The 12,562-nt window shown below is 67.6% G+C and carries 12 protein-coding genes and 1 tRNA gene; 3 read left to right on the forward strand and 10 right to left on the reverse strand.

Going from position 1 to position 12,562, the window contains the following annotated elements; genetic code table 11:
• Positions 1–70: 70 nt before the first annotated feature.
• The 9 genes from K206_RS0109860 to K206_RS0109900 all read right to left on the reverse strand — a co-directional run bounded on the left by K206_RS0109860 (position 71) and on the right by K206_RS0109900 (position 7,564).
• A complete protein-coding gene (locus K206_RS0109860) occupies positions 71–598 on the reverse strand; it encodes a DUF3158 family protein (protein ID WP_029043432.1) in 528 nt (175 codons plus the stop codon).
• A complete protein-coding gene (locus K206_RS0109865) occupies positions 595–1,392 on the reverse strand; it encodes a PFL_4669 family integrating conjugative element protein (protein ID WP_017513940.1) in 798 nt (265 codons plus the stop codon). Before K206_RS0109865 ends, K206_RS0109860 begins: the two co-directional genes overlap by 4 nt.
• Positions 1,393–1,820: 428 nt before the next feature.
• Positions 1,821–3,059, reverse strand: coding sequence for an STY4528 family pathogenicity island replication protein (locus K206_RS0109870; RefSeq protein ID WP_017513941.1), 1,239 nt, complete (start codon positions 3,057–3,059; stop codon positions 1,821–1,823).
• Between the two features lie 3 nt (positions 3,060–3,062).
• Positions 3,063–3,623, reverse strand: coding sequence for a DUF2857 domain-containing protein (locus K206_RS0109875; protein ID WP_017513942.1), 561 nt, complete (start codon positions 3,621–3,623; stop codon positions 3,063–3,065).
• 14 nt (positions 3,624–3,637) lie between these two features.
• Positions 3,638–5,323 (reverse strand): ParB family protein, encoded by a 1,686-nt coding sequence (locus K206_RS0109880; RefSeq protein WP_020202253.1) that lies wholly within the window; start codon positions 5,321–5,323, stop codon positions 3,638–3,640.
• Entirely contained in the window at positions 5,316–5,585 is a 270-nt protein-coding gene (locus tag K206_RS0109885; protein WP_003050422.1) for a hypothetical protein, read from the reverse strand. Before K206_RS0109885 ends, K206_RS0109880 begins: the two co-directional genes overlap by 8 nt.
• Complete coding sequence (locus K206_RS0109890) at positions 5,569–6,444, reverse strand: ParA family protein (RefSeq protein ID WP_017514167.1); 876 nt, start codon at positions 6,442–6,444, stop codon at positions 5,569–5,571. Before K206_RS0109890 ends, K206_RS0109885 begins: the two co-directional genes overlap by 17 nt.
• A 42-nt stretch (positions 6,445–6,486) precedes the next feature.
• On the reverse strand, positions 6,487–6,699 hold the full coding sequence (locus K206_RS0109895; RefSeq protein WP_017514168.1) for an AlpA family transcriptional regulator: 213 nt from the start codon (positions 6,697–6,699) through the stop codon (positions 6,487–6,489).
• A gap of 118 nt (positions 6,700–6,817) precedes the next feature.
• Positions 6,818–7,564 carry a hypothetical protein gene (locus tag K206_RS0109900; protein WP_017514169.1) on the reverse strand — a complete coding sequence of 249 codons (747 nt, stop codon included), beginning with the start codon at positions 7,562–7,564 and terminating at the stop codon, positions 6,818–6,820.
• A 909-nt stretch (positions 7,565–8,473) separates the two neighbouring features.
• Between K206_RS0109900 and K206_RS0109905 the strand changes: the two genes are divergently transcribed.
• Both K206_RS0109905 and ybaL read left to right on the forward strand, forming a co-directional pair.
• Positions 8,474–8,547 (forward strand) — tRNA-Cys (locus tag K206_RS0109905).
• Between the two features lie 635 nt (positions 8,548–9,182).
• Positions 9,183–10,418: a YbaL family putative K(+) efflux transporter gene (gene ybaL, locus K206_RS37905; protein ID WP_020202254.1), complete on the forward strand. Its 1,236-nt coding sequence runs from the start codon at positions 9,183–9,185 to the stop codon at positions 10,416–10,418.
• 63 nt (positions 10,419–10,481) lie between these two features.
• On the opposite strand, the gene K206_RS0109915 is transcribed toward ybaL, so the two are convergent.
• Entirely contained in the window at positions 10,482–11,396 is a 915-nt protein-coding gene (locus tag K206_RS0109915; protein ID WP_020202255.1) for a LysR family transcriptional regulator, read from the reverse strand.
• 129 nt (positions 11,397–11,525) lie between these two features.
• Here K206_RS0109915 and K206_RS0109925 point away from each other — a divergent pair.
• A partial coding sequence (locus K206_RS0109925) for a YeiH family protein (RefSeq protein WP_020423733.1) occupies positions 11,526–12,562 on the forward strand: 1,037 nt, incomplete at its 3' end.

The raw sequence follows: 12,562 nt of genomic DNA on the forward strand, positions 1-12,562 counted from the left end.
GTGATCTCCGTGGTGGTTGAAATGCCCGCGCCTCACTGCCGCCGGGCGCGTGCTGGGGTGCGCGACGCGATCACCGATCGCGCATTGCGGCGGGAATGGACGTGAGCCGGCGCAGGTAGGCGTCTTCCGCCTCGGCCGCCTTGCTGGCGCATTCCTGCGCCTGCCTGCCCAAGGTGTGCAATAGGCTGATCTGCATGTTCAGCGTGATGCGCTGCAGCTCGATCGCGTGCAGGTCGGCCAGCAGGTTGACCGGCGTGCCGGGGCTCGCCATCAGCTCCTGCCACAGGGCCACGCCCATGGCCGAACGGTCGTGCCTGCGCCAGCGCAAGAAAGCGGTTCCTGCGCCAGTGGTCTGCTGGGCCAGTTCAACGGGCAGCAGGTGGAAGGGATGCCCACACGCCTGCGCCAGCACCTGTCGCTGCGACAAGGCAATCAGTTCGTCGCGCATGGCGAAGCACTGGCTGGCCCAGGCCTCCAAGTCCCCTTTACTCTTAAAGGGCTTTAAAAGGCCTTTTAGAGATGCCGCGTGTTCCAGGCGCATGAAGGCTCCCTGTTGCAGGCCCCGGAAGTAGCGGGTGGGCGGGTTCGGATCGCTCATGCGGGTTCGTCCTCATCAGACGCGGCGGTGGCCTCGGACGGCTCGGCGGTAGCCACTTCGTCGCCATCCGCCGACGGGGCGGCTGCTGAGGCATGAGCCTCACCGCGTTGCTGCAGACCGCGGCGCGCGACCGGCGGCGCAAACTTCGAGCGGCGCGTGCCTTCGAGCACGTCCTGCGGCAGTTCACCGAATTTCTCCAGCGCGGCCCGCGCTGCGGCATTCTTCGCCGCGAAGTCGTCGCGCGTGCAGCCCGAATAGCGGTATTGCTGGGCCAGCGAGAACAGGCTGCGCAGCGCATGCGCACCCTCATTGAGCCAGCGCTCCAAGGTGCTGCGATCGATGAGCGCGGTGTGGTGGGCGAGGATCAGCTTGCGTGCGATGTCGTCGTAGTCGGCCAGCAGATAGACCGCCGCAAAGCCCAGTTGGGCGTTGACGAACAGGGGGAGCTTGACGGGCTGCACGTTGAGGTTCTCGCCCAGGCTCAATGCCGCAGGCACGCCCGCCAGTGCCTGGTCCACCTGTTCGCGCAAGGTCTGCAGCGTGGTCCTGGTCTGGTCGAGCTTGTCTTCGATGCGCAGCATCCACCAGTCGCTGTACGGATCGTCCTGCTCCGAGCCGCGCTTCATCTTGTTCATGACGGCGATGTAGCCGTTCAGGCCGACGATGCCCGGTCGCCCCTCGGCGGCGGCGCGGCCATGCCAGATGCGCGACGCGTGGTGGGTGTGCAGCGTCAGCGACATCGCGCTGCGCAGGGAGCCGAGGTTGAGTTGCAATGGTTCGTTGCTGGTTGCCATGGTGATCGCTCGCTGGTGGACAGGGAGCCGCCAGCATCCGCATGCGGCGGAAGGCAGTCAGTCAACAAACCGAAATGAGCCGGCCCCCGGTTGTGTGCGCTGGCGGCGCAGCGCGCAACGGTCCCCTGGGGACCGCTCCGCAGATGGGCATTCACGTCGGCGCTCCGGGCCTCGGTCGTCGACGGGTTGCGTGCTGCACCGCACGTCGCGCTGCCGTTTGACGCCATCCTTCGCAGCACGGCCGTCCCCAGGGGACCGTTCCGCTGAGCACCATGGAGGTCTGCTTCATGGCCTTGCCAGGCGCTTTGCCCAGGTTTCGCGCAGCATGTCGCGCCGTCACCCGGCACTTCACCGCACAGCCGTCCCCAGGGGACCGTTTCTGCCGACCGCCATGGAGATCTACTTCACGGCTTTGACAAGCCCTGTGCTCAGGTCTTGCGCAGCAGGTCGCGCAGGCGCTCGATGTGCTGCCGGGCCACCTCGGGCGGTACGACGTTGCGCGGCGGCTCGGGTGGTGGCGCTCGCGCCGCCGATGGTGTTGGCGGTGCCGGGCCGGTCTGCTTGGCCCACGCATTGAACTCGCCGCGCATGGCGCGCTGGATGATGCCGAACAGATATCCGGCGGGGTTGCGGATGCCATGCTTGCCGCACCGTGCGGCCCATTCGTCCAGCACGGCCTGCCGCAGGGCAGCGTCCACCTGCTGCAACGCCATCCTGGCTCCGGCCTGCTGTTCCGCCTTCAGTTCCGCGAAGCGCTTGGGCCATTGCAGGTCGCCCAGCGCACGCGCCTGCGCGGTAGTACGTACTTCATTAATACGACTACTACGTACTGTACGGTCCTGCTTCGGATTCCGAAGAGCGCCGTCTGGCGCGGGTTTCGGCCCTGCTTCGGATTCCGAAGAGGGGCGTTCGCCATTCCGAAGAAGGCTCGCAGGCCCTTCTTCGGAATCGTGGACCGCACCCTCCTGTGGATAACTTTCGGTGGCGGTGATGCCCTGGACGGCCAGGCGCTCGGCGAGCACTTGCAGCCGCGACGGCAAGGTGCGTCCGGACAACATCGGGTCGTCCGCGATCTCCTGGAGGGTGTTGAGTCCCACCACCTGGACGGCCTTGGCCGAATGCCCCAGCGATTGGCTGACCAGGGCCAGGTAGTCGGCGTCGAGCTGCATGGCCTCGAACGGTGTCAGGGGTTCGTCGTGCAGGACGTAGAGGTTGCCGAGGATGCGGCCGGTCTTGGCGTCGCGCCGTCGTCGCACGAGGCTCAGCCAGCGCGTCAGGCGCAGCAGCGTCAGCGCCCGCGCGACGGTTTCGTGGGAGGCTTGTCCCGCGCAGGGCATGGACGCCAGCCAAGGGCGCAACTGCTCATAGGTCGGGAACGCCGTCACGCCGTCGTCGTTGAGCATCAATCGGAACACCTGCCAGGCATTACGCTCCAGCGGTGTCAGGCGGCGGTCGAGGAACAGCCGCCGCGGCACGCTCTCGTGCCGATTGCCACTGAACAGGAAGGCGTCGCCGGACGCGGCAGGCGTGGGCGTGGTCACTGCCGTGGGCGCTGGCGCGTTGGGATTTGGCTTGGGCGTGAGGTCCTTCAGCGCAGCGTCGAACAGGTCGGCGAGTGCGATGGGGCCTTGACGCGGTGCTCGTGGGGCGGTGTCGTCCACGGCCATGGCCTAGCCCAATCCCTGATCGACCCAGTTCCTGATCGCGGCCCAGACCACCGAGAGCGGCAGTGACATGCCCTCGGCCAGGTCCATGGCCGCATCGAGAATCGAGGTCTCGTCCTCCAGATCGACGTTCCTGCTGCTGGTCACGGCTTTCCATTGCCGCCAAAGTTCGGTGTCCTGGGTTTCGTCCAGGACGGGGTGGCGCCCCTTGCGCTTGGGCAGGCCGAGGATCTCCCGCCGCAGGGCGACTTCCTGATGGGTCAGGCCATAGAAGCGGCTCACCATTTCCGTGCTGGCCCCCAGCCGCAACATGCGGTCGACCGTGGCGATCTCCTTCTCCACGTCCTGTGCCTGGTGGAGCAGGCGCTGCAGCACTTCGCGGTTGACCGTCACCGAGCACCACGAGACGCTGGCGTTGGCCAGCACGCTGATCAGCGCGGGGTGCTTGAGCGCATCCAGCTCGGCCTCGCCGAAGCCCATGGCCTTGCAGCGGCGCAGTTGGCCGTTGCGAAGGTCATACAGCGCCTGGGCAATCACGGCCTGATTGAGCGGATGCGATGTGGACATGCGGCCTCCCTCGCTCACACCCCGGGCGCCGTTGTGCCGGCTTCCAGGTCCAGCAGACGCCGGGCTAGGCGCAGCAGCCGAAAGAGCTTGACCAACGCCGTGTCGCTCAAGCGCGTTATGCGGATGCCGTGGTCTTGGCCCCGGCCCAGGCCGTGCAGCAGGGTCGGCAGGTCGACGGCGAGCTGCGTGCCATCCACCCCCGCATCGGCGGCGGACTGACCCGTCAGGGAGGCGAGCAGCGTCAGCACCGCGCGGCCAAGCGGCGCTGGGGCGTAGGCGGGCGCGCGGCAAGCGAAGCCGATGCCATCGGTGCGGTCCTCGATGCACTCGTCCAGGTCTGCCTCGCCAGCGATCTCGCGCGCGAACTGCGCGATGTGGATGCGCAGCCGATCGGGTGTGTCCAGGCCGGCGTCGATGTACCAGACGTCGGAGATTGGATAGAGCCCGCCGGCTTGCACCGGGATGGACTGCAGCACGCTCGCCGAGAAGTCGGGCGGCAGCGCATCGCCCAACTGGTCGGCGACCATGCGCTGGATCGACTGCAGCCGTTCGGTCGTCGGTGCTGGCGAGACGATGTGCTCGCGAAGCAGATCGCCCGGTGCGGCCGCCTGGCTTACCGTGGCCGCTTTGCCAGCCGCCGTGTCGTCGTGACGCACGGTGGGCTCGGACACCGGAGGGCCGGCGGGTGATGGACTGGTCGCTGGTGCAGGCGTGGCGATGGACGATGCTGCCCCCGGGGGAGTCGGCGTGCTGGCGGTGGGCGAAGGCAACGCCGGTGGCGCCGCAGGAGGCGTCGGATCGCTGACCAGCGCCCGGTGGCGGCTTTCCGATTCGGTCAGGTCCAGCGCCAACACGTCGTAGCCGATGCCCAGCAGCTCGGACATCTGGCCGATCAGCTCGTCCTGCACGCGCTGCGGCGCGAACTCGTCGCCCTGCGTGTCGAACTGCGCCAGCACCTCCGGAAAGAAGCTGTCGAAGTCGAGCGGCAGCGTGCGGTCCTTGGCATAGTGCTCCCAGGTGCGCTTGCAGGCCGTGCGCATGACCGACAGTCGCTCGACCTGGTGGCGCCCCAGGCCGCCATAGAGCACAGTGGGAATGGCGGGCAGCAGGTAGCGCACCGCGTCGGCCATGCGGGTGATGTGTGACCGCTGGACGGGGAAGCCATCGGCCGCCAAGCGGCGGGCCAGTTCCGACTGGCTCAGGGCGCCGCCGCTCTCCTGCTCGTAGAACTCGCGTGCTTTCTCGACGCCGAGCGCGCGCTCGATGAACGTGAGGCCGCCGCGCAGTTCGTTCTCGGCAAGATGCCCGGTCAGCGCGACGATTTCACCGCGCTCCGGCCATGGCCGAAACAGGCACGATATGCGGAAGAAGCGTTCGTCCTTGGTCTCCGACCAGAGTTCGCGCAGGATCGCCAGTCGCGTGTTGCCGCCGTTGCGGATGATGTAGTGGTCCTCGCCGGGCCGCCGGGTGATGGCCGGCGCCGCGTCCAGGCCGCGCTCGCGGATGGACGCCTTGATTTCCTCGTAAGCAGGGTTGCGCTTCATGCGCGGGTCATGGTCGTAGGGCCGCAACTGGTCCAGCGTCACGACCATGGGCGTGTCCGCGATCGGGTCGCTCAAGGCCGTAGCCGCTGGGCCGCTGCGCTCGAAGCCGGCCGCAAGCAGCTTGCCGGCCATGTCCTGCGAGGTCATGTCAGCCATGCCCGCACCCCTCGCAGTCCCCGCGGCCGCCGGCCGGCGCCATGCGGGCCTCGCGCTCGGCGCGGCGGATCTGGGCACGGGCGTTCAATTCGGCCCGGTGGTCACTCGCTGTCGAACTCGTGTAGATCGCCGCGCAGCCGGCCTTGGTGAACTTGAGGTGTCCGCCCGGCGTGCGCTTGACGTGCCAGCCTTCACCGACCGCGAACTCGATCAGGGCGCGCAGCCGCTTGTGGCCACGGGCCAGCTCATGTGCGTTCGCCATGGGGCCTCCCAGGATCAAGAGGTCGCTGCGGGCGGCCGGATACTTGAGCCAGTCGGTCCTGCCATTGCGGAAACAACTCGCTGGCGAGAGCGCGCATCGTGTCGAGCGCGGCAGGGGCGACTCTGCCGGGCGGCTGGCGGCGCTCAATCCGATGCACCGGCAGGCCGCGCGTTGCGGCACGTGGATACGCTTCTATCGCCGGCACGTCGGTGGCGAGCACGCGGATGCCGACGCTGTCTTGGAACAGGTCGCGCAGGGCCTGCTGAATCAGCCGTGCGTTGGCGGACACCGGGTGGACGCGGTTGATGAGCAGGTGCAGCGGCGGCGGTTCGATGCCCAGGTGTCGGTACGGCGCGATGTCTTCGAGCAACTGCATGGTGCCGCGCCGCAGCTCGCGTGCCGCGAGGATTTCCGGCGTGACGGGCGACAGCGCGAGATCGGAGGCGAGCACCGCCATCTCCAGCAGCACGGAACGCGCGCCCTGGGTGTCGATCAGCATCAGGTCGTAGAGGGGAGCAAGCGCTGGCAGCAGATGCCGCAGCCGCAGGCGGCCATCCGGCGCATGCAGCAACAACGTGTTCAGCTCGCCGCGGTGGTCGTTGGACAGCACCAGGTCCAGGCCCGCGATGATCGTGCGGGACACGAGCTGGCCGAGGTCGCGCTCGTTAAAGGCCAGCAGCTCGTAGATGCCGCCGGGCGCGCGGTGAGCCAGTTCGTAGTAGGAAGACAGCGTGGGCTGCACGTCGAGGTCGAGCAGCAGCACACGCAGGCCCGCATCGGCGGCGAGCCCGCCCAGGTTGGCGGCCGTCGTGGTCTTGCCGACCCCGCCCTTCGTTGAAATGATGGATACGACCTGCATGGCGCTCTCCGGCTGGGAATGGGAAGTCCGCGGGAGAGCGGGTCAGGTCCGGTGGTTGAGGCGCTCGGCGATCCACTGGTCGATTTCGGTCGAGTCCCAGCCGACAGCGCGCACGCCCAGGCGCAGCGCCTGGGGGAACTCGCGCTTCTTCATCAGGTTGTAGATGTGGGCGCGTTTGAAGCCGGACTTTGCTTCGACTTCATCGAGGCGCAGGATGCGGCGCTCGTTCGGCGGGAGTACAGGGGTCTGCGACATGGCGGTCACTCCTGAACGCTCGGTGGCGTTTGTTGGCGTGACCTCTATTCAATAGACACGGCTGCGGAAAGACATTGCAAATGCAATTTCCACGGTTGCACATACAAGCTGGAAAACCTCATGCGCTTGCGCTACGGACGTACTTTCTCGCGTTGGCGAACTTGCCGTTCAAGGTTCGCTCCGTGATGCCCATGGTGCCGCCGTAATGGGCGACCAATGCCGAGACAAGTGCCTCCTGTGTTTTGAAGCTGGAATAAGGCGCACCCGAAGGGGACTGGCCCAGCATCAGCGTCAGCATCCCGCCGATGATGTTGAGATAGGTCGTCTCCGCCCGCTCGCTGATCTCGCATTGCTTGGAGGCCAGCAGCGCGGTGGACTGCTTGAGCAAGGTGTCGCGCTGCTCCTGCAATTCCTGCATCTGGTGCCGGGCATGCTCCAGGGCCGCCTGAAGTGCCAGTCGCTCGATCAGAATCGCCTGTCCTGTTTCCATGGTGATAAAAGGATGCGCCATGCGTTCGCCACGGCTGAACAGAAATCCTGGCCGGTGCTCGGGATAGTGGGTGCGCATCCAGCGCTTCAGATCGACATGGCGAACGGTCAGGTCTGGTGACTGCAGCAGCTTCGGGTCATTGAGTGTGATCCCGTTGTGGCCGTAGGGCAGTTCCCCATTGAGGATGCCGTCATAGATGCGCTCCGAGTACAGCCGGCACTCATTCCACCTTGGGCAATTCAGCGATGGAGGCAGGAAGCGCGGTGATGCGATGGTGGCCAGGATCATTGGCAGGTACCGCAGCAAGCCGGCCCACCGGATGGCCGCTTCGATGGGACGATAGAACACCTTAGCTGTTGGAATGTCCTTGTTCATGTCTTCGTCTCCTTTCGGAAGCGCTACATCACCGGCTCCTTTCTTGCCCTGCCAAGGGCTGTTGTGTCGTTATGGCCTGCGGCGGTTGCCTGGGACGATGCCCTGACAGTAGGCGGGCGAGATGATTGGCATCCGCCGCAGGTGGCCTCGTCTTGCTCGATGTGCAAGAATCGATCGGGTGCCGGCCCATCGAGCGATGAGGACGCAGGCTCGATATTGGCGCTCACGGTACCAGCGTCATGGGTGGCGCAAAGCCCATCAAGACCGATTCGGTATGGTGTGATAGCCCAGCGGTTTCACAGGGCGCGCTAGGGGCGTTCCCGGCACCCGATGCCCAGGTGGACATGGACGAGGGCCAGGTGCGTCATGCTCCGTTCGGCATCCTGATATATCGACATAGCATCCTGCAGTGAAGCACTGTGCCCAGTGGAGCCCGTTGCGTGACGCTCCTACTCAGTCATGTGCGACGGCGTGAGCGTGCAGCATGTGTTTGTCGCCGTGCTCGCGCGCGTCCACTGGTCGGCGACGCAGGAGCGCGCGAGTACGGCATCAGCGCGGGTCCGTTCCAGCCTCCGTCGCAGTCGCGATGCGGTAGGTGGAAGCGGCCGGGGCAGGATGGTTCCGGGTACAGCGACGCGGCGGTTGGAACGTCCTTGGACGTTGATGGATGCCGCTGGATGAACTTTGTTGCCGAGGGCGAAAAACAAGGCTATAATTGAGGTCTTCGCTGATCACCACAGTGGAGAAAGTGATTGGGAAACAGAGACTTAGCGCTCTAGTGCATGACTCGTCTCCCGCTCCAGGTCCCAAAGGGAAGCGCCGCTTCCCTTTTTGTTTGTGATGGTGGCGCGTGGCGCGGCCCCGGCAGGGTCGGTCGATAGCGGCTACAATCCAGCAGCAAAGTCACCCGGCGGGGTGGCAGAGTGGTCATGCAGCGGCCTGCAAAGCCGTGTACGCCGGTTCGATTCCGACCCCCGCCTCCAGCATCCAGCAGTCCAGTAGTCCAGCACAAGAGCGCTACCCTCACCGGTGGCGCTTTTTGCTTTCCGGGCGCCGCCGCCCCGCGATCCTCCGGCTCGCTTCTTCCTCTTTCCCGTTCATCCCTTTCCTGTGTTGCCCGCTCGCGCACTCTGTGGGCGCGTGTTTTCGTCTTTCTGGAAGCGCAGTCGCACAAGCTGCGCGACACCCGATCCGGCACTGCCGGCGTCGATGCCGGCGCCTCCGCGGCCTTGCTGCCGATCGCGTCGCGGGCCTTGTCGTGGAGCCTATGGGGGCACAATGCACGTCGATTCCGCGCTTTGCCGTGCGGATGATCGTGTTACATTGCATGCGTAGTCTTCACGGGATGCCCGGCGCAGTCCGGTCTGGGCCGCGCGCCATTGCCGCATCATTGCCGCATTGTCGTGCGCGCCGGCCGGCGCCGCGTTGCCGCCCCGGGACTGCTGCAAGACTTCCGTTCCCGTTCTCCCTCGATCAGCGTGATATCTCCCTGGCCTCCCGGCGCCGACGCCGCCGTGGCGTGCGTGAGGTTTCGCGTCCCCGGCGTGCCGGCCGCCTCGGGGGTGGGCGGGCCGTCCGGCCAATGCCGTCATGGCAACCCACGAGGAACCCACCACGCATGCATCACGCTACCCCGCTCATCAGCACCATCGTCGGCGGTCTTGTCCTGGCATTCATCCTTGGCGCCCTGGCCAACCGGCTCAAGCTGCCTCCGTTGATCGGCTATCTGTGCGCCGGGATCGTGGTCGGGCCGCATACGCCCGGCTACACCGCGGACCAGGCGCTGGCGCCGGAGCTGGCGGAGCTGGGCGTGATTCTGCTGATGTTCGGAGTCGGCCTGCATTTCTCGCTGAAGGAGCTGATGGCGGTGAAGAGGATCGCCATCCCGGGCGCGGTGGTGCAGATCGCCATCGCCACGGCGCTCGGCATGGGCGCGGCGTGGGGCTTCGGCTGGCAGTGGGGGCCGGGGCTGGTGTTCGGGCTGGCGCTGTCGGTGGCCAGCACGGTGGTGCTGCTCAAGGCGTTGCAGGAGCGCGACCTGGTGGCGTCGCCGCAGGGGCGCATCGCGGTGGGCTGGCTGATCGTGGAGGACCTGGCGATGGTGCTGACGCTGGTGCTGCTGCCCGCGGTCGCCGGGCTGCTGATGCCGGTGGGGGAGGGTGCCGAGGCGGTGGCCGCGCCGAGCTCCGGCGAGATCCTGTTTACCGTGTTCTCCACGCTGGGCAAGGTCGCGGCGTTCGTCGCGGTGATGCTGGTGGTGGGCCGCCGCTTCATTCCGTGGATGCTGGAGCGCATCGTCTGGACCGGCAGCCGCGAACTGTTCCGGCTCGCGGTGCTGGCCACGGCGCTGGGCGTGGCGTTCGGCGCCTACTCGCTGTTCGGCGTGTCGTTCGCGCTCGGCGCGTTCTTCGCCGGCATGGTGCTGGCCGAATCGGAGTTCAGCCACCGCGCGGCCGAGGAGTCGCTGCCGCTGCGCGATGCGTTCGCGGTGCTGTTCTTCGTCTCGGTCGGCATGCTGTTCGATCCCGTGGTCCTGATCAACGACCCGTGGGGCGTGCTGGCCACGCTGTTCATCATCGTGGTGGGCAAGTCCGTGGCGGCGCTGTGCATCGTGCGCGTGTTCGGATATTCCACGCGTACCGGCATGACCATCGCGGTCAGCCTGGCGCAGATCGGCGAGTTCTCGTTCATCCTCGCCGGCCTCGGCGTCTACCTGAAGATCCTGCCGGAACGCGGCCAGGCGCTGATCCTGGCCGGCGCGCTGCTGTCGATCGTGCTCAATCCGCTGCTGTTCCACCTGCTCGACCGCTATACCGCGCGGCAGCAGGACGAGGGCGATCCGCAGCCGGCCTGATGGCCGGGCGATCGCTGGGCCGATAGTCCGGCCGATAGCTGCGCCGATCGTCGGGCTGGCCTGCTAGCCCGCGGCGGTTTGCCCCGGGGCGGCCGCGCGGCGCAGGTATTCGGTGAAGGCCAGCAGGCCCTGCGTGGGGTACTTGTCCTGGTGCACCACCAGTTGCAGCGGCCTGACCACCTCGGGCAGCCCGTCGCGCAGCGCCACCAGGGTGCCGTGCTTCAGCTCGTCTTCCACCACCTGCAGTGACAGGCAACTGACGCCGTAGCCGCTCATCACGGCCCGCTTGATCGCCTCGGTATTGCCCAGCTCCAGCGCGAAGCGCAGCTCGCCCAGCAGCGGCGCGAGCCGCTGCTCGATGATCTCGCGCGTGCCCGAGCCGGGCTCGCGCACCACCCAGTCCGCGTCGCGCAGGGCGGCCAGGTCGCCCGGCTTGCCGGTCAGCGGATGCGCCGGGCTGACCACCACCGCCATTTCGTCGTCGCGCCAGTGCGCGCTGCGCAGGTCGCGCTCGTGGCAGGTACCTTCGATCAGGCCGATGTCCGCCTCGAAATGCAGCAGGGCCTGCAGCACGTCGCGCGTGTTGCCGATGCGCATGTCCAGCGCGCACGGCCCGCTCTGCGCGTGGCGGAAGCCCGCCAGCAGGCCGGGCAGGATGTAGCTGCCGATGGTGTTGCTGGCGGCGATGCGCAACTGTATGCCGGGTTGGACCGTGAAGTGCTCCAGCTCGTGGGCCTGGTCCAGCAGCGAGAGCGCGCGCGGGAAGAACAGCCGGCCCGACTCGTTGATGCTGAGCCGGCGCGCGACGCGGTCGAACAGGGCGCCGCCCAGCGCGGCTTCGAGGTCCGCCAGCGCCGCGCTGACGGCCGACTGGGACATGGCCAGCGCCTCGGCGGCGGCCACGGTGCTGCCATGCTGGGCGACGGCGACGAACACGGAGAGCTGGCGCAGGGTCAGCCGGAGCGGGCGCTGGTTCATATCTGGAATTCAGGTAAGGTATAACGATATTACCCGTTTTACAGGTTTGTGGCGGCTACGTACTCTGTGGACATCATCCACCAGCGCCCCGCCGCCACCCGGCGGCAGGGGCGGAGAGCCCCGCCCGCCATGTCGCCCACGCCCTCGACCGCAACCGCCAACCTCGGCGCCATGCCGCCTTCCTGGGCCGCGCGCCTGCTGACGCTGGTGCCGCTCGGCTTCATCGCCTGGCTGGCGATGGTCTTTTCGGCGCATCCGGCGGTGTCCCACCTCGGCATGAGCGCGCTGACGCTGGCGATGTTCGCCGGCATGGTGGCCGGCAACACCTTGCCGCAGCGCTGGCTGGTGCCACTGGCGCCGGGCATGCAGGTGGCCCGGCATCACCTGCTGCGGCTCGGCGTCGCGCTGTACGGCCTGCGCCTGACCTTCGGCGCCATCGCCGATCTCGGCGTGGCCGGGGTGCTGGTGCCGCTGGCCATGCTGGTGGCGACGCTGCTGGTGGGGGTCTGGGCCGGCACCGCGCTGCTGGGCCTGAGCCGCCGCGAGGCGATCCTGGTGAGCGCGGGCAGCGCGGTCTGCGGCGCCGCCGCGGCCATCGCGGTGGCGTCGGTGGTACGCACCGACGACCGCCAGACCGCGGTGGCCGTCGCCACCGTGGTGCTGTTCGGCACGGCCGGCATGCTGCTCTATCCCTACCTGTTCGAGGTCGCCACGCGGCATCTGCACTGGGCCGTCAGCGAGCGCACCTTCGGCATCTACACGGGCGCCACGCTGCACGAGGTGGCCCAGGTCATCGCCTCCGGCAAGATGGTCAGCGATGCCACCGCCGACGCCGCCGTGGTGGCGAAGATGGTGCGGGTGCTGGCGCTGGGTCCGCTGCTGCTGGTGCTGGCGCTGTGGCCGAAGCTGCATGCCGAGGGCGAAGGCGAGCGCGCGGGCGGCGCGCGCCCGTGGCGCGCGATCCTGAAGGCCGTGCCGTGGTTCGCGGTGGGATTCGTGGCGGTGATGGCGGCGCATTCCGCCGGGCTGGTGCCGCCGGCGTGGAAGCCCGGCTTGCTGTCGCTGGACAACTGGCTGCTGGCCTGCGCGATGCTGGCGATCGGCCTGCACACGCGCATCGGCACACTGCTGCATGCCGGGCGCAAGCCGCTGGTGCTGGCGGGCTT

The organism is Cupriavidus sp. WS (assembly GCF_000395345.1).
Lineage (GTDB): Bacteria > Pseudomonadota > Gammaproteobacteria > Burkholderiales > Burkholderiaceae > Cupriavidus > Cupriavidus basilensis_B.

Excerpts from the sequence above, each read along its gene's own strand:
- K206_RS0109860 (WP_029043432.1), bottom strand. The coding sequence starts at position 598 with ATGAGCGATCCGAACCCGCCCACCCGCTACTTCCGGGGCCTGCAACAG.
- K206_RS0109865 (WP_017513940.1), bottom strand. The coding sequence starts at position 1,392 with ATGGCAACCAGCAACGAACCATTGCAACTCAACCTCGGCTCCCTGCGC.
- K206_RS0109870 (WP_017513941.1), bottom strand. The coding sequence starts at position 3,059 with ATGGCCGTGGACGACACCGCCCCACGAGCACCGCGTCAAGGCCCCATC.
- K206_RS0109875 (WP_017513942.1), bottom strand. The coding sequence starts at position 3,623 with ATGTCCACATCGCATCCGCTCAATCAGGCCGTGATTGCCCAGGCGCTG.
- K206_RS0109880 (WP_020202253.1), bottom strand. The coding sequence starts at position 5,323 with ATGGCTGACATGACCTCGCAGGACATGGCCGGCAAGCTGCTTGCGGCC.
- K206_RS0109885 (WP_003050422.1), bottom strand. The coding sequence starts at position 5,585 with ATGGCGAACGCACATGAGCTGGCCCGTGGCCACAAGCGGCTGCGCGCC.
- K206_RS0109890 (WP_017514167.1), bottom strand. The coding sequence starts at position 6,444 with ATGCAGGTCGTATCCATCATTTCAACGAAGGGCGGGGTCGGCAAGACC.
- K206_RS0109895 (WP_017514168.1), bottom strand. The coding sequence starts at position 6,699 with ATGTCGCAGACCCCTGTACTCCCGCCGAACGAGCGCCGCATCCTGCGC.
- K206_RS0109900 (WP_017514169.1), bottom strand. The coding sequence starts at position 7,564 with ATGAACAAGGACATTCCAACAGCTAAGGTGTTCTATCGTCCCATCGAA.
- ybaL (WP_020202254.1), top strand. The coding sequence starts at position 9,183 with ATGCATCACGCTACCCCGCTCATCAGCACCATCGTCGGCGGTCTTGTC.
- K206_RS0109915 (WP_020202255.1), bottom strand. The coding sequence starts at position 11,396 with ATGAACCAGCGCCCGCTCCGGCTGACCCTGCGCCAGCTCTCCGTGTTC.